This is a genomic window from Halomonas sp. C22 (assembly GCF_007655045.1).
Lineage (GTDB): Bacteria > Pseudomonadota > Gammaproteobacteria > Pseudomonadales > Halomonadaceae > Vreelandella > Vreelandella hamiltonii.
In genome coordinates this window covers 1-20,954 of the sequence record NZ_VBVC01000015.1, presented here as the reverse complement: position 1 = coordinate 20,954, position 20,954 = coordinate 1, and the positions used below count along the sequence as shown (strand labels likewise).

The following is a 20,954-nucleotide window of genomic DNA, read 5'->3' as shown; positions in this document are numbered from 1 at the left end:
AACCGCTCAACTCTCATTTCATGGGGTGCACCTTGGCACGCTACACACTTCGTCGATTGCTACTGATGATTCCGACACTGCTCGGCATCATGCTGCTGAACTTCGTGATCGTTCAGGCAGCGCCGGGAGGGCCTATCGACCAGATGCTGGCCCGTTTCGAAGGGGCCGACGCCATGGCCAGCACGCGCCTGGACATGGGCGGTGCCGATATCCAGGTAAGCGATGACTCCCGTGGCGCGCGCGGTATCGACCCACGCTTCATCGAACAGCTGGAGCAGCAGTTCGGGTTCGACAAACCCGCCCATGAGCGTTTTATCGGCATGATGCTGGACTATCTGACCTTCGATTTTGGCACCAGCTTCTTTCGCGACCGCCCGGTGATCGAGCTGATGATCGAGCGCTTGCCGGTCTCCATCTCGCTAGGCCTGTGGACCACCCTGCTGGTCTACCTGATTTCGATTCCGCTGGGCATTCGCAAGGCGCTGCGTCACGGGTCTCGATTCGACGTGTGGAGCTCAGGGCTCGTCATCGTCGGCTACGCCATCCCCGGCTTTCTGTTCGCCATCCTGCTGATCGTGCTGTTTGCGGGGGGCTCGTATCTGGACTGGTTCCCGCTGAGAGGCCTCACTTCCCCCGATTTTGCCGACCTCTCCACCTGGGGCAAAATCAAGGACTACTTCTGGCATATCACGCTACCGGTACTGGCCGCTGCCATTGGCAGTTTTGCCACGCTCACCATGCTGACCAAGAACAGCTTCCTGGATGAAATCCACAAGCAGTATGTGTTGACGGCGCGCGCCAAGGGCGCCGACGAGCAGCGTATCCTGTATGGTCACGTGTTTCGTAATGCCATGCTGATCATCATCGCCGGCTTACCCTCGGCGATGATCGGCATATTCTTTACCGGCGCGCTGCTCATCGAGGTGATTTTCTCGCTGGATGGCCTGGGGCTGCTGGGCTTCGAGGCGGTCATGCAACGCGACTACCCGGTCATCTTCGGCACCCTGTTCCTGTATACCGTCATCGGGCTGGTGCTCAAGCTGATCTCCGACCTGACCTACGTGTGGGTCGACCCACGTATCGATTTCGCCTCCAGGGAGTCCTGATATGCACGCCATCTCCTCCCGCCTTTCCCCGATTACCCGGCGGCGCTGGGCGGCGTTCAAGGCCAACCGGCGGGCACGCATCTCGCTGTGGCTGTTTGGCGTACTGTTCATCATCAGCCTGTTCGCGGAGCTGATCGCCAACGACAAACCCATCGTGATGCAGTTCGAAGGGCAGTGGTACGTTCCCTTGCTGGTCGACTATCCGGAAACCGAGTTCGGCGGCTTTTTGCCCACCCGTACCGACTATCTCGATCCGTTCATCCAACAGCAGATCAATGACCATGGCTGGGCGCTCTGGCCCATCATCCCCTTTTCGTATCAAACCCTCGATATGCAGATGAGCCGTCCTTCCCCGGCCCCACCCGATGGGCGCCACTGGCTGGGCACCGATGATCAAGGGCGCGATGTCATGGCCCGGGTGATTTACGGCTTTCGTCTCTCGGTGGCCTTCGCGCTGGTGTTGACCGCAGGCTCGCTGGTCATCGGAGTCATTGCCGGTGGCCTGCAGGGCTATTTCGGCGGCAAGGTGGATCTCATCGGCCAGCGTTTCACGGAAATATGGTCCGGGCTGCCGGTGCTGTTCCTGCTGATCATTCTGGCCAGCTTCGTGCAGCCGGGTTTCTGGTGGCTACTGGGCATCATGCTGCTGTTTTCCTGGCTGGGTCTGGTGGATATCGTGCGCGCCGAATTCCTGCGCGCCCGTAACCTGGAGTACGTGCGGGCTGCCAAGGCCATGGGGCTTCCTTCCCGACTCATCATGTGGCGCCATGTCCTGCCCAACGCCATGGTGGCAACGCTTACATTCATTCCGTTCATCTTTACCGGCGCCATCGGCACCTTGACGGCACTCGACTTTCTGGGCTTCGGCTTGCCCCCTGGCGCCCCCTCGCTGGGTGAACTGGCGGCACAGGGCAAGAACAACCTGCATGCGCCCTGGCTCGGCATCACGGCCTTCATGACGCTGGCCATCATGCTGTCACTGCTGGTATTCATCGGTGAGGGCCTGCGGGATGCTTTCGACCCTCGCCACGTCAAGCAAGGCGCCAATGCTGCCGGGGAAGCCGCCCATGTCTGAACTTAGCTCTGCCCCTCTGCTGCACCTGAATGACTTCAGCGTGGCGTTCGATGGCCAGGTGGTGGTCGACAAACTGTCGCTGTCGCTGAATGCGGGGGAAACCCTGGCCATCGTCGGAGAGTCCGGCTCGGGCAAGTCGGTCTCCGCGCTGGGCGCCATTGGCTTGCTGCCCAGCAATGCCCAGGTCGTTGGCCAGCGCCTGCTGGAAGGCCGTGACGTGAGCCAGCTGCATGAGCGCGACTGGAACACGCTGCGGGGCAACCGCGTCGGGTTCATTTTTCAGGAACCGATGACATCGCTCAACCCGCTGCATCGCATTGGCAAGCAGATAGGGGAAACTTTGCGCCTGCATCAAGGGTTGAGCGGACAAGCGGCCAGGCAGCGGGCGCGTACGCTGCTGGAGCAGGTCAAACTGCCCCGCCCAGACGAGCTGCTGGACGCCTGGCCTCACCAGCTCTCGGGAGGCCAGCGCCAGCGCGTCATGATCGCCATGGCCATCGCCAACAACCCCGCACTGTTGATTGCCGACGAACCCACCACGGCGCTGGACGTCACGGTACAGCAGGAAATTCTGGCATTGCTCAAGGAGCTACGCGATCACCACGGCATGGGGCTGCTGCTGATCAGCCACGACCTCAACCTGGTGCGGCGCCATGCCGATCGTGTCTGCGTGATGTATCGCGGCAAGGTAGAAGAAACCGGGCCCGTCGCACAGGTCTTCGCCAACCCGCAAAGCGACTACACCCGAGCACTCATCGCCGCCGAGCCGGAGGGCCGACCTGCAGCGCCGCTCAGCAGTGCTGCCCTGCTGAGCGCCCGCCAGCTGCGCGTCAGCTTCAAACGACCCAAGACGCAGCTGTTCCAGCGCCAGCCCCCGGCTTTCGAAGCGCTGAAAACCACCGATCTGCACATAGCGCCCGGTGAAACCCTGGGCATCGTGGGCGAATCCGGGTCGGGCAAGACCACGCTGGCCTCGGCCATCATGCGGCTAGTGCCCAGTGAGGGAGATGTCAGCCTGGGCGATGCACGGCTGAGCGAGCTGACGGGAGACGCTCTGCGTCGCCAGCGCCATCGGCTGCAGATGGTGTTTCAGGACCCCTACGGCGCGCTTTCTCCACGCATGCCCGTGTTCGACATCGTCAGCGAAGGGTTGCGCTTTCACTTTCCGCGCCTGAGCGACAGCGAGGTCCGCGAGCGCGTCCGCCAGACCCTGAAGGAAGTCGGCCTGCCCGAAAGCTGTGCCGACCGCTACCCTCACGAGTTTTCAGGCGGCCAACGCCAGCGTATTGCCGTGGCCCGGGCCATCATACTGGAGCCCGAGCTGTTGGTCCTCGACGAACCCACCTCTGCCCTGGACCGCACCGTGCAAAAGCAGCTGGTCACGCTACTGCGAGAACTGCAGGCCAGGCGGCAGCTCAGCTATCTGTTCATCAGCCACGACCTGGCCGTCGTCCGCGCCATGGCACACCGCATCATGGTGCTGAAAGATGGCGAGGTGGTCGAACAGGGGGATTGTCTTGACGTGCTGGCCAACCCTCGCCACCCGTATACCCAAGCGCTTTTGAGTGCCGCTCACCTGTCGTGAGCTGGCTGAAAAGCTGATCACCAAGGACATTTCTGGCAAAAAAATTTCTGGCGGAGAGGCTCGACCCGAGCCTCTCCGCCAGCGCCTGAAAACATCCAAAGCCGCGTGCACATTTTCAGTTTAGACAAGATAACGGTATAAATATGACCCGTTTAGAAGCTGTCGATCTCTTCCTGGGTCAGCGCTCGCCACTCGCCTGGTGCCAAATCATCGGGCAACGCAAGGCTGCCGATCGAGTGCCGATGAAGCGCCTCGACGTGGTTGCCCAAGGCAGCAAACATCCGCTTTACCTGATGGTAGCGGCCTTCGGTAATGGTCAGCTCTGCCTGCTGCGGGGTAATGAAACGCAGCGTGGCCGGCTGGGTGGGGGTCTCTTCACCTTCGAGCAGCAGGCCTTCGGCCACGCGCTCGACCGCCTGCTGAGCCGCCTCACCTTCCATGGGCTCGGCCAGTTCGGCGAGATACACCTTGGCACAGCGGTGGCGCGGCGATGTCACTCGGTGGGACCACTGCCCGTCATCGGTCAATAGCAGCAGTCCGGTGGTGTCCACATCCAGGCGCCCTACCGGCTGAAGGCGTTCTACCTTGGGCTCATCGATGATATCGATGACCCGCGGATACAGTCCCCGGCGTGCAGTGCACTCCACGTCCTTGGGCTTGTGCAGCATGATATAGCGCAGCCCCACCAGCTCGAGACGCTCGCCATTCAGACGCACCTCGTCCTGGGCCGTGTCGATATGGGTGGCGGCTTGCTTGATGGGCTCGCCATTCAGCGTCACTTCGCCATTTTTCAAGGCGCGCTTGGCGAGGCTGCGGGTCAGCGCAGAGGTTTCACTCAAAAAACGATCAAGGCGCATTATTGGCCCACTCCTGGCAGTAGCGAAAAGCGATCGGCATCTTGCCAGGCAGGAAATTTGTCACGAAAGGCATCCAGTTCCGTCTTGTCGAGCGTTCCGGTATCGATGAACGCGGTATGGGCAGGATGGTCGATGAGCGGTTCACCCTTGAAATCGACCAGCATGGAGTCGCCGCTATAGGCCAGCCCCTTGGCGTCTTCGCCCACACGATTGACGCCTATCACGTAGGCGAGGTTTTCCACCGCGCGTGCTTGCAGCAGCGTGCGCCACGGATGGCGACGAGGGGCGGGCCAGTTAGCCACGCACAGCACGGCATCATACTCGAAATGCTCGCCTTCTGCTGGCTGCTGGCGCATCCACACGGGAAACCGCAGGTCGTAGCAGACGCTGAGCTGCAGCTTGAATCCCTTGAGTTCGACGATCTGCCGTGCCGACCCCATGCCGTATCGCTCATGCTCTCCGGCCATACGGAACAGGTGACGCTTGTCGTAGTAGCGCAGTTCGCCGTCGGGCGTTGCCCATACCATGCGGTTGTAGTACTGGCCATCCTCCACGACGGCCACGCTGCCGGTCATCACGCAACCTCGGGCCTGCGCTTGCGCTTGCAGCCAGGCCACGCTCTGGCTCTCGGCCATGGGCTGGGCCATCTCGCGAGAGTTCATGGTAAAGCCGGTGGCGAACATTTCGGGCAGCACGATCAAGTCCGTGTCCCGGCTATCCAGGTCGCCCAGCAGTTTGGCCAAATGCGTGTGGTTGGCGTGGGGGTCTTCCCAGCGCAAATCGCACTGCACCAGGCTGGTTTTCAGTTGGCTCATGCCATGCCTCCTTTGCATCAATGTCTTGGCCGATTGTGTGCTAGATTAGCATTTTTAGTTAATGAGGCTGCTATGCTTCCATCTGCACCCAGAGACCCTGAAGCGGTCAAGGGCGTCATGTTCGGTTTGACCGCCTATACCATGTGGGGTTGTTTTCCGCTGTTCTTTGCGTTGTTCGATGGAATACCCGCCTTTGAAATTCTGATCCACCGCATTTTGTGGTCATGCCTGTTCCTGGTCGGGCTGATCAGCGTCCTGCGCCGCTGGCCTCCGGTGGTGGCCGCGCTGGTCGAGCCCAGGCGCCTGGGCAGGGTGCTCACCTGCGCGCTGCTGATTGCCTTCAACTGGGGCATCTACATCTATGCCATAGAGAGCCAGCAAGTGCTGCAAGCCAGTCTGGGCTACTTTCTCACCCCGCTGGTCAACGTTGCGTTGGGCATGCTGGTGCTCAGAGAAGTGATGGCCCGACTACAGCTGGTGGCGCTTGGTCTCGCCAGCCTGGCGATTGCCGTGCAATTCGTCATGCTGGGGGAGTTGCCGTGGATCAGCCTGCTGCTGGCGCTGAGTTTCGGCAGCTATGGGCTCTTTCGCAAGCAGGTGCCATTGGATGGGCTGTCAGGCCTGTTCGTGGAAACACTGCTGCTCTTCCCGCTGGCCCTGTTGGCGCTGAGCTGGATGAGCTGGCAAGGCACGTCACACTTCCTGCACGACGCGCCCATGTCGGCGTTACTGGTAGTCAGCGGTATCCTCACGGCCCTGCCGCTGATGGCGTTTGCCGGGGCCGCACGCCGCTTGCGGCTGGCCACCCTGGGGTTCTTGATGTACATCAACCCCAGCATTCAGTTTTTGATTGCACTGACCGTGTTTGGAGAGCCGCTGGGCCTGATTCAGCTCGTCACGTTTCTGATGATCTGGACAGGCCTGGCGCTCTATTCATGGTCGTCCTGGCAATCACGTCCGCGCCAGGCGGCCGCTTGAGGGCAGCGTGGCAGGTGCCTGCTCAACGGCTTGAAGCTGTGCGGCTTGCTCAGGCTGATAGCCCACACGGAAGCCACCCCAGTGCTTGCCGTGCACATGAATGGGAACCGACAGGTCGTGCATGATCTCGCCCGTGTCGCGCTTGTAGGTTTGCAGCAGCAGCGGCTGCTCATGGGCACCACAGCGGCGACCGGTAGGGTCATCGAAAATGCGCTTGCTGCGGCAATATTTCAGGTCGTGTTGCGGGTCGCCAGTGGGTTCACGGCTCACCGCCGCGTTATGGGTGGGCACATAGCCATTGCGGTCACAGGCAATGGCGTAGCTCAGGCCGTGACCTGCCAACAGCGGCTCCTGCAGGGCGGGCAGTTGCTGGTCGGTGAAGGCATCGAAGCCGGTATGATAAAGCGGCGGCTGGGTCCCGGGGATCACCGCATAATTTGGATGGAACAGCGCGGCCTCCGATAGCTCGCCTCGGCTCAAGGCCTTTTCGAACAGCTTGCCAATCTGGTCGGCGGTTTGTCGAGCCACCTTGAATACCTGCTGATGGCGCCCTTCAAGATGCTGCTGGGCCAGCTCTGCATCCACGCTTTCGGCAGCCTCCATCAAGGCGTGAGCTTGCTGGGCAAGGGCGTGCATATGGCGGTTCCCTTCATCTACATCGTGCTCCAGCTGGTCGAGGCTGTCCGCCACGGTCTGGCTGTGGGCCCGCGTACTGTCCATGGCACCCGCCACGCTGGTGATTTCCTGCTGCACCTGGTCGAACTCCTGGGTAATGGTGGCCAGGCTGCTCCCTACCTGCTGCATCTCCTCAGCCCGGTCTCGCATCCGGGTCATCAGCCCGCCCATGGTGCTCACGACACTCTGGCCGCTTTGGTGCATATCCTTGACCAGCCCATCGATACTTTGGGTGGCCGTGGACGTTTTCAACGCCAGGTCGCGCACCTCTCCCGCCACCACCGCAAAGCCTCGGCCATGCTCGCCGGCCCTGGCAGCTTCGATGGATGCGTTCAGCGACAACAAGTGGGTCTGTTCGGCCACCCCCTCGATCATGGAAGTCACGCTGCGCACCCGTTCGATCTTGTCGTTCAGTTCGGTGAGCATATCCAACGCCAGGCCGGAGCGCTCGGCCACATCGGTCATGTCCTGAATGATATCGGCCAGCGCATCATGATTGTCATGACTCGCCCGCTGGGCGCTTTCGGCCAGGGTCGCTACCTGTGTCGCGCTAGCGCTGACTTGCATGATGGCAGCGTTGATGGCGCTCATGCTGGAAGAGGCCTCACTGGCCATGTTTTCTTGTTTGGCAAGACGTTGGGCCATCAGGTCGGCGTAATGGGACACCTCCGCCGAGGCAATGGCAGTACTGCTAGCGCGATGCATCAGGCGATACGCCATGCCGCGTAGCGCACCATAGTCCTGAATCGGCCTGATACTGCGGGGCACCGATACCAAACGTTGGTGATCGGCACGGTACACGTCGTACAGGGCGGCGGCCACCAGCGCGCCCCCCGCGACAAGGGCACTGGCGAGCCCAGCATACGCCCAGAAGCCTCCTCGCCAGGTCATCCCGACGGCAGCACTGATCAATAGCAGCGGTAACAGCCAGCGAAGCAGTCGCATAGTGAGTACTCTTTTATTGTTGAGATCGTCGAGTCATGGCGCAATACAGACCGCGTTTACCACTCAGTCAGCTTAACCAGTTACGCATTTGAAATAAGTAGCACTTTGGGGGGATAGCAAAAGGTAATATTTGGCCTTGAGGCAAGTGGGCATGACATTTTTATAACTAAACAGGCTAAACTATGTTCCGTTTTGCAGGTCCCGTTTTTCCTGATATGGCCAACGCTGCGAGAAACCATGTTGAAGCGCTATTTGCCCATTCTTGCCTGGCTACCCCACTATCATCGGCGCCTGCTGGGGGCCGACCTCATGGCGGGCCTGATCGTGACGGTCATGGTCATTCCCCAGTCGCTGGCATACGCTCTGCTGGCCGGGCTGCCTGCCGTGGTAGGACTTTACGCCAGTCTTCTTCCCCAACTGCTCTACACCCTGCTGGGCACCAGCCGAACCCTGGCGGTGGGGCCCGTGGCCATCATTGCGCTGATGACGGGAGCGGCACTTTCGTCGGTGGCCGCCCCCGGTAGCGCCGAATACCTGCAAGCCGCACTGGTGCTGTCGCTGCTCTCGGGCATGATCCTGCTGATCATGGGCAGCCTGAAAATGGGTTTTTTCAGCAACTTCCTGAGCCATCCGGTCATCTCTGGTTTCCTGACGGCTTCCGGCATTCTGATTGCGGTCAGCCAGCTGGGCGGCCTGCTGGGAATTGCCAGCAGCGGCTTTACGCTCGTCGAACGGCTCATGACGCTGCTACCCAACCTGCCTGACATCAACCCCTACACAGCGACCATTGGCGTGGGGACGCTGCTGTTTATGGTGGCGCTACGCCGCTACGGCAAACGCTCGTTGATCTGGGTAGGCGTGCCTGTATCCCTGGCAGACCTGCTGACCAAGGCAGGCCCGGTATTTGCCGTGCTGATCACGACGCTGGTCACCTGGCACTGGCAGCTGGCCTATCAGGGTGTGGCGGTGGTGGGTACGATTCCCAGCGGTTTGCCCGCGTTCAGCCTGCCCTGGGGGGATGCCTCACTCTGGCGGGCGCTATTGATTCCTGCTCTATTGATCAGTCTGGTGGGGTTTGTGGAGTCGGTCTCCATGGGCCAGATGCTGGCCGCCAAACGCCGCCAGCGTATCTCACCCAATCAGGAGTTGATCGGCCTGGGCGCCGCCAATCTGGCGGCAGGCTTTACCAGTGGCATGCCGGTCACCGGCGGGCTCTCGCGCACCGTGATCAACTACGATGCCGGGGCACAGACCCCGGCCGCAGGGGCCTTTGCCGCCCTGGGCATTGGGCTGGTGACGCTGGCGTTTACCGGCTGGCTCTACTACCTGCCCATCGCCACCCTGGCGGCCACCATCACGGTATCCATCCTGACGCTGGTGGACATTCCCATGCTGCGCCAGACCTGGCGCTACTCCCGCAGTGACTTTGCCGCCATGGCGGTCACGATTCTGCTGACTCTGGTCGAAGGCATCGAGGCCGGTATCATTGGCGGCGTCACGCTCTCCATCGCACTTTTTCTCTATCGCACCAGCCGCCCCCACAGCGCGTTGGTAGGTCGGGTGCCCGACACCGAACATTTTCGCAATACCGAGCGCCATGATGTCGAAACCGCCCCGCATGCAGCGCTGCTGCGCATCGATGAGAGCCTCTACTTCGCCAACGCCCGCTACCTCGAAGATACCGTCTACAACCTGGTGGCCAGTCGACCCGAGCTGGAACACGTGGTACTGATCTGTTCGGCCGTCAATTTGATCGACGCCTCTGCCTTGGAAAGCCTGGATGCCATCAACGCACGGCTGAAGGATTCCGATGTGAAGCTGCACCTTGCCGAGGTCAAGGGGCCAGTCATGGACCAACTGAAAAAGAGCGACTTTCTCGAAGAGCTGTCCGGCCGGGTATTTTTGAGCACCTATGCTGCCTGGCGTGAATTTTCCCAATAGCCCAATCTTTCAAGCCATTGAAAATTAATTAAAAAGCCGAGCCATTGCTCGGCTTTTTGCGTTTAGCAATCGGCTTTTTTAAGCACTTCATCAAACGGCGTTGACAGCCTCTGCTGGCTTACCTACTATCACCTGACCACTTAGCAGAATCAAATACCGCATAGCAAAACACATTGTAGCAAAGCGTAACAACCCGATAGCGACCATCACAACCACAATAAAGGAGCATGAAAATGCATCCATTTGCTCACCGCCTGCTCATCGCCGCCCTGCCGCTTTCTCTACTGGGTGCGGCCGTCAGCCACGCCAGCGAAGTAGAACTGCCGCGCACCATGGCGTGGACGGCCTACGGCACCAACTCCAGCGGCTACGCCCAGGCCGTTGCCATCGGCAACATGCTGCAGAACCATTACGGCTCTTCGGTGCGCATACTGCCCGGCGACAACGACGTTTCCCGCATGACGCCCCTGAAACAAGGGCGTGTCGACCTGTGCGCCTGCGGTATCGCCAGCTACTACGGCGCCGAAGGGGTCATGATGTTCGCCGACCGCGACTGGGGCCCGCAGCCGCTGCGCGTCATTACCACGTCCACGGCGTCATTCGGCCTGTCATTGGCCGTGGCCGGCGACCTTGGCGTTGAAACCCCAGCGGACCTGGCTGGCAAGCGCATTGCCTACATTCGTGGTGACGATGCGCTGAACAAAGGCACAGAGGCGTATCTGGCCTTTGGCGGGCTTACCTGGGACGACGTGGAGCGCGTCGACTATCCGGGTTACGCCCGCTCCTTCGACGGCATCATCGCCGGTGATGTCGATGCCTCCTTCACGACGACCGTGACACCCCCTGCGCAGCAGCTGGCCAGTAGCCCCAGAGGCATCAGCTGGCCGGTACTCGATCCAAACGATGAAGCAGGCTGGGAGCGCATGGCGGCAGTTGCACCCTATTTTCAGCCCCATGAAGTCACCGCAGGCGCGGGCGGCATCAGCGCGGACAACCCGGTCCCCAGCGCCAGCTACCCTTATCCCATCGTCGTGGCCAATCAGGACCTGGATGACAAGGTCGCCTATGGTCTGATTCGAGCCATGAATGACCATTACGACGATTACAAGGACAACGCGCCGGGAGCCGTGGGCTACGCGCTGGAGTACCAGGATCTACAGTGGGTAGTGCCGTTCCACGATGCGGTGGTGGAGTACTACAAGGAAATCGACGTATGGACCGATGACATGCAGGCTCACCAGGATCAGCTGGTCGAGCGGCAAAATGTCCTGCTGCAAGCCTGGGAAGCGTTCATGGCAGACGCACCCAGCGACTCGGACGCGTTCACTACCGAGTGGATGGCGGCCCGCGCCTCGGCATTGACCGACGCCGGATTCGAGCCGATTTTCGAGTAACTCGCCTCGGGGCGGCGCTCGCCGCCCCAGCTGATTGATGGAACGCCCTATGACCACCGATACCGCGCCTGCCAATGCCCCGCAGGTCAAAGAAAAGATCAGCCAAATCCGCGAGCTGCCACCTGCGCTTCGCTGGGTTCCCGCCGCCGTCACCGTGCTGCTGATGATGATGACGCTGGATTACCTGTTCAACTGGGGCTGGCTCACCTTCGTGACCGGGCTCGAAACCCAGTTCTATTACGCAGTGGTGGCACTGCTGCTGCCGCTGGTCTTTCTGCTATGGCCCATGCTCAGCCGACAGCAGGACCAGACCATCCCCTGGTACGACTACCTGCTCAGCGCCGTCACTTTGGTGATTGGCGGCTACTTCGTCTATAACGCGGTGTCCATTCTCGAGCGCGGCTGGGCGTTTTCGGCCCCGGATACTGCCATTTACGCCAGCTACGCCTACTGGGTTCTCATCATCGAAGCTGCCCGCCGGGCGGGCGGCCTGCCGATTGCCATCATTGCCGGGCTATTCTCTCTTTACCCCTTGGTGGCGGATATCGTACCGGGCCCGATTCAAGCGTTTCCTTCCAGCCTGTCTGAAACGGCCATGTACCATACCATGAGCACCGAGAGCATCATGGGGGTGCCACTGCAGGCCTTTGCCGGGCTGGTCATCGGTTTTCTGGTGTTTGGCGTCGTGCTGCAAAAAAGCGGCGGCGGCAAGTTTTTCATCAACCTGGCCTTTGCACTGCTGGGCCATGTGCGCGGCGGCCCTGCCAAGGTATCGATTTTCTCCAGCGGCCTGATGGGCTCCATGAGCGGCAGCGTGATCAGCAACGTCCTGACCACTGGGGTGCTGTCGATCCCCGCCATGCGCCGCATCGGCATGAGCCGTTCGTTCGCTGGCGGCGTCGAAGCCTGTGCATCCACCGGGGGCGTGCTGATGCCACCGGTCATGGGCGCCACCGCCTTCGTCATGGCCATGTTCCTGGACGTGCCCTACTCCACCATTGCGCTGGCCGCCGTCATTCCCTCGATTCTTTACTTTCTGGGGCTGTTCATCCAGATCGACGCTTACGCTGCCCGCCATGATGTCAAGGGGTTGCCTGCGGCAGAGCTGCCGTCGGTCTGGCAAACTCTCAAGGAGGGCTGGTACTTCATCTTCGTCTTTGGCCTGCTGGTGTGGATGCTGCTGGTCATGCAGCGCGAAGCGGTGGCACCGTTCTACGCAACCGCCCTGCTGCTGGTACTCAACCAGCTTTCCCGCCAGAACCGCTGGGGATGGAAGGATGTTGCCGACACGCTATCTTCGGCTGCCAAGCTGTTTGCAGAACTCATCGCCATTCTGGCAGGGGTGGGCATGCTGGTGGGCGCGCTCTCCATGACCGGCCTTTCAGGCACCATTGCCAACGACTTCATCAACATCGCCGGGGGCAGCGTACCGCTGCTGCTGATCATGGGGGCGGTCACCAGCTTCGTGCTGGGCATTGGCATGACCGTGACCGCAGCCTACATCTTCCTGGCCGTGGCGCTGGCCCCGGCGCTGATTCAAGGCGGCGGCCTGGACCCCATGGCAGTGCATATGTTCATTCTCTACTGGGGCATGCTGAGCTTCATCACGCCTCCCGTGGCGCTGGGAGCTTTTGCCGCTGCCACGGTGGCGGGCGCCCGCCCCATGGAGACCGGCCTGCAGGCCATGCGCCTGGGCAGCGTGATCTACTTCATTCCCTTCCTGTTCGTCCTCAATCCGGCGCTGATCATGCAGGGCGAGCCACTGGTGATCGTCGCCGTGTTCATTCAGGCCATCATCGGCATCATCCTGTTCGCATCGGCCATGCAGGGCTATCTGATGGGCGTCGGGCGGCTGGGGTACGGCATGCTGCAAGAGGCGGTCATTCGTGGTCTGGTACTGGTAGCGGGCCTGCTGCTGGCGCTCCCCGGGGGCGGTATGGTTCCGCTGAGCCAGTGGGAGTTGATTGGCCTGGCCGCGGCAGCACTATTGCCAGGGGTTGCCCTTGCGCGGCTTAGCCAGCGCCACCACCAGCGTTCGCTGACGGCCAACGCTTGATACCCACCACGAGGAGAGATCATGAATACAAGAACAACGCTTACCCTCGCCCTCAGTAGCGTCACCGCTGGCCTGCTGGCCGCGGGCAGCGCCAGCGCCATGCCCAGCACCTTGAATTGGACGGCGTATGGCACGGGCACCAGCGGCCACGCCCAGATCATGGCGATCAGCCAGCTGCTTCAGGAGGAGCATGGCACTCAGTCCCGGGTCATTCCCGGAGAAAACGACACCATGCGCATGACACCGCTCAGAACCGGCCGCGTGGATCTGTGTGCCTGCGGTATTGCCAGCTACTACGGCTCGGAAGGCGTCATGATGTTTGCCGGACCGGACTGGGGGCCCCAGCCCATTCGCGTCATTTCCACCGCCATGGCCAGCTTCGGGCTGGGCATGGCGGTAGCTGGCGATGTGGAGATCGACTCCATCGCCGACCTCAAGGGCAAGCGGCTAGCCTACCTGCGTGGCGACGATGCCCTGAACAAGGCCGCCGAAGCCTATCTGGCGTTTGCCGGGCTGACCTGGGATGACGTGCAGCGTGTCGATTTCCCCGGTTACAACGCCGCCTTCGACGGCATCATCAGCGGCCGTGCCGATGCGGCCATTACCACCACGGTCACTCCGGCGGCCCAGCGCTTGGCGGCCAGCCCACGCGGCTTGCAGTGGCCAGCGCTACCCACGGACGATGACGCAGGCTGGGCACGCATGCTGGAGGTAGCCCCTTACTTTCAGCCCCACGACGTGACCTCTGGCGCGGGTATCGATGCCGAGCAGCCGCTGGCCAGCGCCAGCTACCCCTACCCGATCATGGTGAGTAACGCCGACCTGGCACCGGAAACCGTCACCGGGCTGATCACCACGCTGGTGGAGTCCTTTGACGACTACAAGGACAACGCCCCCGGCGCCAGCGGCTATGCGCTGGAAAACCAGAACCTGACCTGGGTGGTGCCCTTCCACGATGCCGTGGTGGCTTACTACCAACAGACCGGCGTGTGGAACGATGCCATGGAGGCCCATCAGAACGCCCTGGTAGCGCGGCAACAGCTGTTGATGGAGACCTGGGAAGCGTATCAAGCCGATGCCCCCGAAGACGAAACGGCGTTCATCGACGGCTGGATGCAGGTGCGTCGCACCGCGCTGGAAGAGGCTGGGTTGAATCCAGTGTTCTAGGCTCTGTCTGAAAAGACGGCGAGCTGCGGTGGGCCACTTTACGCTGACGTGGCGGGTGTCCCATGCGCACCTCATCGCCAGGCCTACCTCAACAAGCCTGCCTCACGCCGCGCCTCATATTTTACCCCAGGCCGCCACTGTGCGGCCTTTTATTCAAAGCCATAAATTCCGCAATGCAAAACTACGTTTTGAATTATTGACTCCAGCGGCGTCTTTCGCCATGATCGATGTATATTCCAAATAACAATGCTTAGTTTCATATAGCGAAACACGGGAGCCATCATGAGTGTTCACTACCAGCGGCATGGCGAGGTGGGCGTCATCAGTATCGCCAACCCACCGGTCAACGCTTTGAGCCAGGCCGTGCGGCGCGGTTTGCTCGACGCGCTGCAAGAAGGCATCGCCGACCAGCAGGCCCAGGCGCTGGTGGTCATGGCCGAGGGCCGCACGTTCATCGCCGGGGCAGATATTCGCGAATTTGGCAAACCTCCCCAGGCGCCGCTTCTACCAGACGTGATTAGCCAACTGGAAGCATGCCCCAAACCGTTGGTGGCATCGCTGCACGGCACGGCGCTGGGGGGTGGCCTGGAAGTCGCGCTGGGCTGTCACTATCGTGTGGCGTCGGCAAGCACTCGGGTTGGCCTGCCAGAAGTGAAGCTCGGCCTGCTGCCCGGCGCAGGCGGCACCCAACGCCTACCCCGGCTGACGGGTGTGGCAAATGCACTGGACATCATCACCAGCGGGCGCTTCGTGGAGGCCACGGAAGCCCATACCATCGGAATCCTCGATGCCATCAGCGACGCCGCAACGCCGCTGGAAGCCGGGCTTGCCGCTGCACGAGCAGTGCTGGCGGGAGAACAGGCAACGCGTATTACCGGGCAGCTCCCCGCACCCGACGCCGACCCTCAGGCCACTGCCACCATGCAGGCGCAGCTTGAAAGCAGCGTCCCGGAACTGTTTTCGCCGTTTCGCATCGTCGAAGCCATCGATGCCTGCACCCAGGCGGCATCGCTGGAAGAGGGCCTGCGCCAGGAGCGGGCACTGTTTCTGGCCTGTATGGACTCCCATCAACGGGCAGGGCTGATCCACCTCTTTTTTGCCGCCCGAAGCCCTCACCTGGTACCCGGCGTAGAGAACGCGGCCCCCTTCACCCAGCTAGCCCTGATCGGTGAACACCCGCTGTTCGACACGCTGCAGCAGGCCGCCCAGCGGGCGGGGATAACGCTGACACCCGCAGACGCCAACACCGAACTGTGCCTGCTGGCGCCCGGCGCGGATGCCAGCACCTGCCCCGGCCAAGCCGTCACGCTAGCGCTGCGGCCACTTCCTGCCCCCATCAGCGCAGCCCTTGACGCAGCCATTGACGAACACATCGACACAGACCTGCCCTCGACCTCCTTGAGCCTGGTGCTGGTTGAGCATGGCGCCTTCCATGAACTGGTCAATCACCACGCCAGCGCGCTGGACCAGCAGCGGGCGGCGTTAACCCTCAAGGCATTGCGGGCCAGTGTGGTCGTGACGCGTTCCCCTGGCGTGCTGAGTACCCTGCATGACGCCGCCGCGCAAGCGCCTGCCCAGGGCACCCAAACGGCGCTGGAGCAGGCCAGCCTGGCCTTGGCCCAGCAGGGAGCCTGCTACCGGGAAAGCGATATCGATCTGCTTTCGGTGGAAGCCCTGGGCTACCCCCGGCATTCAGGCGGGGCTCACCGCCAGGCCACGCTGGCCCAGCCCGCCTCCGACACCTCATCGACCACTGCCAGGAATGCACACTCATGAACCTGACGTTTAGCCCCGAAGAGCAGGCGTTCCGCGAGGAAGTCCGCCAATTTCTCAGCGACTCACTGCCCGAGGACATCCGTGAGCGGGTGCGTCTAGGGCGCCATTTGCGCGCCGACGACCACCTGCGCTGGCAGAACATTCTCAGTGAACGGGGGTGGCTCGCCGCCAACTGGTCAGTCGAACACGGTGGCCCGGGCTGGGGGCCGGTGCAGCGGCATATCTTCGATGAAGAGTGCGCTGCCGCCCACGCTCCCACGGTCGTCCCCTTTGGCGTCAACATGGTGGCGCCGGTGATCATGAAGTTCGGCAGTGTCGCGCAGCAGCAACACTACCTGCCGCGCATTCTCGACAATCAGGACTGGTGGTGCCAGGGCTACTCCGAGCCGGGCGCTGGCTCGGACCTGGCCGGATTGTCGACCCGTGCGGTGCGTGACGGTGACCACTATGTGGTCAACGGCCAGAAAACCTGGACCACCCTGGGGCAGCACGCCAACATGATGTTCTGCCTGGTACGCACCGACCCCCAGGCCAAAAAGCAGGCAGGCATCAGCTTTTTATTGATCGATATGCAGACCCCCGGCATTACCGTGCGCCCGATCATCACCCTCGACGGTGCCCATGAAGTCAACGAGGTGTTCCTCGATAACGTGCGCGTACCGGTGGAGAACCGTGTGGGCGACGAGGGCCAGGGCTGGACCTGCGCCAAGTTCCTGCTCACCCACGAGCGCACCGGCATTGCCGGGCTGGGCCACGCCAAGCAGGCGCTGCGCCATTTGAAGTCGCTGGCCTCCCGTATGCAGCATCGCGGCAAGCCGCTGCTGGCGCTGCCCAGCTTTCGCCAACGGGTGATCAAAGCCGAGCTGGAGCTGATGGCGCTGGAAGTCACCAACCTGCGGGTGATTGCCGCCTCCCGGGAGGGCGGCGTTCCCGGGGCAGAAAGCTCCCTGCTGAAAGTACGCGGCTCGGAGCTGCGTCAGGAGCTCAGCGAACTGACCCGCCGTGCGCTGGGGCCTGCCGCGCTGCCGTTCTTTCCCGAGTTTCTCCACGGTGACGACACGCTGGAAGACGACGCCGCCCAGAGCGCTGCTGCCAGCGCTCAGTACTTCAATCGGCGCAAGCTGTCGATTTATGGCGGGGCCAACGAGATTCAAAAGAGCATCGTCGCTAAAACCATTCTAGGCATGTAAGAGGTCACCATGGATTTCGCACTTACCGACGAGCAGCGCATGCTCGAAGAGACACTGACACGCCTGGTGGCCGACCAGGTATCCCCCGAACAGCGCCGCGCCCTGCTGGAAGCGCCGTCACACGCCGCCAGCCCCCTGTGGCGCACCTTTGCCGAACTGGGGCTGCTGCATATGCCGTTCAGCGAAGACGTGGGAGGGCTGGGCGGCGACGGCACCGACCTGATGATCATCATGCAGGCACTGGGGCGCGGCCTGGTCCCGGAAGCCTACCTGTTTGGGCTGGTCATGCCGGGGCAACTGCTGGCGCTATGTGGCAGTCCAGCACAGCAGGCACGCTGGCTGGCCCCATTACTGGAAGGCGAACACCAGCTTGCCCTGGCCTGGCAAGAGCACGCCGCCCGCTATGACGCGTTCGATATATCGACCCACGCTCGCCAGCACAACGGCCAGTGGCTGCTCAATGGCCGCAAGGACGTGGTCATGAACCTGGCCAATGCCGCCGCCACGCTGGTCACCGCCCAACTGCCCAATGGCCAGTTAGGCGTGTTCATCGTGCCTGCCGATGCCCAGGGCGTTTCGCAGCGCACCTATTGCACCATGGATGACCAGCCCGCCGGTGACCTGATGTTGGACGACGTGGCCCTGCCGCTGGAGCACTGCCTGAGCGAAGACGCCGGTGAGGCACTGGCAGAGGTATTGGCCCTGGGCCGGGCAGCGCTGTGCGCCGACGCCATCGGCGCCATGGAAACCGCCTGCGACCAGACGCTGGCGTACCTGAAAGAGCGCAAGCAATTTGGCCTGCCGCTGGCCACGTTTCAGGCGCTGCAGCACCGCATGGTGGACATGCACCTGCACCTGGAGCAGTCGCGCTCCATGGCGATTCTTGCCGCCACCAGCCTCTCGCTGCCCGCCCAGGAACGGGATGCAAAGTTGGCCGCGGCCAAGGCGTACTGCGGTGAATCAGCGCGTTTCATTGCCGAACAGGCCATTCAGCTGCACGGCGGCATGGGCATGACCGAAGAGTGCTACGTGGCCCACTATGCCAAGCACCTGGTCATGTTCGATCACTACCTGGGCGATAGCGACTTCCACCTTGAAACGCTGAGCGAACAGCTGGACGCCGCCTGAGGAGCCGAATATGAGTCAGCAAGCCACGCCGCTGGTACGGGTCCACCCAACAGCAGACGGTATTGCCCACATCGCCATTGCGCGCCCAGCGGTGCGCAATGCCCTCAACGAGCCCACGGCCCTGGCACTCAACGAAGCCCTTGCCAGGGCGGCGGCGGACTCACAGGTGCGCTGTGTGATTCTCAGCGGCGAAGGCAGCGCCTTCTGCGCCGGTGCCGACCTGGCAGAGTTCGAGAAAGCCACCACACAGCCCGCCAGCGAGCGGCTGGCGACGCTCTTTCTTCCTGCCCTGCGCACCATGATGACCATGGAGAAACCGGTGATCGCAGCGGTCAGCGGTGCCGCTGCAGGGATTGGCGTCTCTTATGTGCTGGCCAGCGACATGGTGGTCATGGGCCGCTCGGCGTACCTGAAGCTGGCTTTTATCACTATTGGCCTGATTCCTGATGGCGGCGCATGCTGGCATTTGGTGCGCAAGCTGGGTCATGCCCAGGCCTTTGAAATGGCGGCGCTGGCCACCCCCATCGACGCCGAGCGCTGCGTGGCGCTGGGTCTGGCCAATCGAGTGGTGGAGGATGATCAGGTGCTCGCGGAAGCCCGAGGGCTGGCGCAGGCGCTGGTGGCGCAATCTCCCCAGGCGCTGGGAGCCACGAAACGCGCCTTGCGACAGGCAGCCAACCTGTCGCTCGACGACACCTTGACGCTGGAAGGCTCGCTGCAGGATGCGTGTAAAGCCACGGAGGATTTTCAAGCGCGCGTGGCCGCCTTTCGTCAGCGCCGTCGCAACTGATCCCGTGCTTGTTGGTAATCCACTCGCAGGGTGGCCACTTCATCGGCCACGCTGTTGAGCGTCGTGATACCGCCCACCCCCTGCCCTGCGCCCCAAATATCCCGCCATGCCTTGGCTTTGCTGCTGCCACCTGACCCATAGCGCATGGCGCTCTTGTCGCCCTCGGGCAGCGCATCCGGGTCCAGCCCGGCCAGCTCGATGCTCTGGCGAAGATAGTTGCCGTGCACGCCGGTAAACAGGTTGGTGTAGACGATATCCCCGGCAGCAGCCTCCAGCACCATCTGCTGATAAGCAGGCTGGGCATTGGCTTCCTGGGTAGCAATGAAGCGCGTGCCCATGTACACCATGTCCACGCCCAGTGCCTGCGCGGCAGCGATCTGCTCACCTTTGGTAATCGCCCCCGCCAGCACCAGAGGCCCATCGTAGAACTGCCGAACCTCGGCTACGAAGGCAAAAGGGTTGAGCCGCCCCGCATGGCCGCCTGCGCCATGGCACACCAGAATCAGCCCATCCACTCCGGCATCGATGGCTTTTTGGGCGTGCCTGATCGTCGTCACATCGTGAAACACCAGGCCGCCGTAGGCGTGTACCTGCTCGACCACCCGGTTGGGCGCATGCAGGCTGGTGATGATCAGCGGCACCTTGAACTCTGCGCACAGCGCTACATCGTGGTCCAGGCGGTCATTGGTGGGGTGCACGATCTGATTCACCGCAAACGGTGCCGCGGGCTCTTGCGGGTGCTGAGCGTTATAGGCGTCCAGCGTCGCGGTAATCTGCTGCAGCCACTCCCGAAGCACTTCCGCAGGCCTGGCGTTCAGCGCCGGAAACGCGCCAATAATCCCCGCCTGACACTGGGCAATGACCAGCTCAGGGCCGGAAACGATGAACATGGGAGAGCCGATAACCGGCAGCGTCATTGAGGCAGTCAGTTGGGTTAGCATGGAAAACTCGCCAGTTATTATTGTGAACCAATACTGCAAAAGGCCCCACTGGGCCTTTCAGGAAGATAACGCACTGCAGTGGCATGGTCGGAACAACCCTGCGCGGGGGCGCTGTGAACCCATCCATGGGCGCTACTTTCGCCATCCATGGCGAAAGACCCCCGCTACGGGTTATTCCGACCAAGACGTGGAAGCAAGAAGCTTTTACAGCTTGCTTTCCAGCTCCGGCAGGATCTCGAACAGATCCCCTACCAGGCCGTAGTCGGCTACCTGGAAGATCGGGGCTTCTTCGTCCTTGTTGATCGCCACGATCACTTTGGAGTCTTTCATCCCCGCCAGGTGCTGAATCGCGCCGCTGATGCCCACGGCAATGTAAAGCTCGGGGGCGACGATCTTGCCGGTCTGGCCCACCTGCATGTCGTTGGGCACGAAGCCCGCGTCTACCGCCGCACGAGACGCGCCAATGGCGGCGCCCAGCTTGTCGGCAATGCCGTCCAGCAGTTTGAAGTTTTCGCCGTTGCCCATGCCACGGCCG

17 protein-coding genes are annotated in these 20,954 nt (G+C 62.0%); 12 read left to right on the top strand and 5 right to left on the bottom strand.

The window, feature by feature from the left end; all coding sequences use genetic code 11:
• The first annotated feature begins 32 nt into the window (after positions 1 to 32).
• Genes FEU76_RS17825 through FEU76_RS17815 form a run of 3 tightly spaced genes read left to right on the top strand, consistent with a single transcriptional unit; the run spans position 33 to position 3,766 of the window.
• Positions 33 to 1,106 (top strand): microcin C ABC transporter permease YejB, encoded by a 1,074-nt coding sequence (locus tag FEU76_RS17825; RefSeq protein WP_039178423.1) that lies wholly within the window; start codon positions 33 to 35, stop codon positions 1,104 to 1,106.
• A 1-nt stretch (position 1,107) separates the two neighbouring features.
• Complete coding sequence (locus FEU76_RS17820) at positions 1,108 to 2,181, top strand: ABC transporter permease (RefSeq protein ID WP_144984816.1); 1,074 nt, start codon at positions 1,108 to 1,110, stop codon at positions 2,179 to 2,181.
• A complete protein-coding gene (locus FEU76_RS17815; protein WP_260851422.1) occupies positions 2,174 to 3,766 on the top strand; it encodes an ABC transporter ATP-binding protein in 1,593 nt (530 codons plus the stop codon). Before FEU76_RS17820 ends, FEU76_RS17815 begins: the two co-directional genes overlap by 8 nt.
• Positions 3,767 to 3,918: 152 nt before the next feature.
• Here FEU76_RS17815 and FEU76_RS17810 read toward each other — a convergent pair whose 3' ends face one another.
• Complete coding sequence (locus FEU76_RS17810; protein ID WP_096922958.1) at positions 3,919 to 4,623, bottom strand: pseudouridine synthase; 705 nt, start codon at positions 4,621 to 4,623, stop codon at positions 3,919 to 3,921.
• The gene (locus tag FEU76_RS17805) at positions 4,623 to 5,438 is read right to left on the bottom strand and encodes an amidohydrolase (protein ID WP_039177846.1); all 816 of its coding nucleotides are present in this window, start codon (positions 5,436 to 5,438) and stop codon (positions 4,623 to 4,625) included. Before FEU76_RS17805 ends, FEU76_RS17810 begins: the two co-directional genes overlap by 1 nt.
• 72 nt (positions 5,439 to 5,510) lie before the next feature.
• Here FEU76_RS17805 and rarD point away from each other — a divergent pair, with 72 nt between their 5' ends.
• Positions 5,511 to 6,416 carry an EamA family transporter RarD gene (gene rarD / locus FEU76_RS17800; RefSeq protein ID WP_144984810.1) on the top strand — a complete coding sequence of 302 codons (906 nt, stop codon included), beginning with the start codon at positions 5,511 to 5,513 and terminating at the stop codon, positions 6,414 to 6,416.
• Here rarD and FEU76_RS17795 read toward each other — a convergent pair.
• Positions 6,390 to 8,036, bottom strand: a complete 1,647-nt coding sequence (locus tag FEU76_RS17795; protein WP_144984807.1) for a methyl-accepting chemotaxis protein — start codon at positions 8,034 to 8,036, stop codon at positions 6,390 to 6,392. The two genes, rarD and FEU76_RS17795, sit on opposite strands and share 27 nt — an antisense overlap.
• Before the next feature lie 237 nt (positions 8,037 to 8,273).
• On the opposite strand from FEU76_RS17795, the gene FEU76_RS17790 reads away from it, so the two are divergent.
• From FEU76_RS17790 to FEU76_RS17755, 8 genes are all read left to right on the top strand, one after another.
• Positions 8,274 to 9,977, top strand: a complete 1,704-nt coding sequence (locus tag FEU76_RS17790; protein WP_144984804.1) for a SulP family inorganic anion transporter — start codon at positions 8,274 to 8,276, stop codon at positions 9,975 to 9,977.
• A gap of 233 nt (positions 9,978 to 10,210) precedes the next feature.
• A complete protein-coding gene (locus FEU76_RS17785) occupies positions 10,211 to 11,371 on the top strand; it encodes a TAXI family TRAP transporter solute-binding subunit (RefSeq protein WP_144984801.1) in 1,161 nt (386 codons plus the stop codon).
• Between the two features lie 49 nt (positions 11,372 to 11,420).
• Positions 11,421 to 13,427 carry a TRAP transporter fused permease subunit gene (locus FEU76_RS17780; protein ID WP_144984798.1) on the top strand — a complete coding sequence of 669 codons (2,007 nt, stop codon included), beginning with the start codon at positions 11,421 to 11,423 and terminating at the stop codon, positions 13,425 to 13,427.
• Positions 13,428 to 13,448: 21 nt separating this feature from the next.
• Entirely contained in the window at positions 13,449 to 14,594 is a 1,146-nt protein-coding gene (locus FEU76_RS17775) for a TAXI family TRAP transporter solute-binding subunit (RefSeq protein WP_144984793.1), read from the top strand.
• Positions 14,595 to 14,876: 282 nt separating this feature from the next.
• On the top strand, positions 14,877 to 16,370 hold the full coding sequence (locus tag FEU76_RS17770; RefSeq protein WP_144984790.1) for an enoyl-CoA hydratase/isomerase family protein: 1,494 nt from the start codon (positions 14,877 to 14,879) through the stop codon (positions 16,368 to 16,370).
• Positions 16,367 to 17,560, top strand: a complete 1,194-nt coding sequence (locus tag FEU76_RS17765) for an acyl-CoA dehydrogenase family protein (protein WP_144984787.1) — start codon at positions 16,367 to 16,369, stop codon at positions 17,558 to 17,560. Before FEU76_RS17770 ends, FEU76_RS17765 begins: the two co-directional genes overlap by 4 nt.
• A gap of 9 nt (positions 17,561 to 17,569) precedes the next feature.
• Positions 17,570 to 18,688, top strand: coding sequence for an acyl-CoA dehydrogenase family protein (locus FEU76_RS17760; protein ID WP_144984784.1), 1,119 nt, complete (start codon positions 17,570 to 17,572; stop codon positions 18,686 to 18,688).
• Positions 18,689 to 18,698: 10 nt separating this feature from the next.
• A complete protein-coding gene (locus FEU76_RS17755) occupies positions 18,699 to 19,478 on the top strand; it encodes an enoyl-CoA hydratase/isomerase family protein (protein ID WP_052196464.1) in 780 nt (259 codons plus the stop codon).
• On the opposite strand, the gene FEU76_RS17750 is transcribed toward FEU76_RS17755, so the two are convergent.
• Positions 19,460 to 20,419 (bottom strand): NAD(P)H-dependent flavin oxidoreductase, encoded by a 960-nt coding sequence (locus FEU76_RS17750; RefSeq protein WP_144984781.1) that lies wholly within the window; start codon positions 20,417 to 20,419, stop codon positions 19,460 to 19,462. The genes FEU76_RS17755 and FEU76_RS17750 overlap by 19 nt on opposite strands.
• A 204-nt stretch (positions 20,420 to 20,623) precedes the next feature.
• Positions 20,624 to 20,954: FAD-binding protein (locus tag FEU76_RS17745; RefSeq protein WP_222114797.1), on the bottom strand; the 331-nt coding region annotated here is incomplete at its 5' end.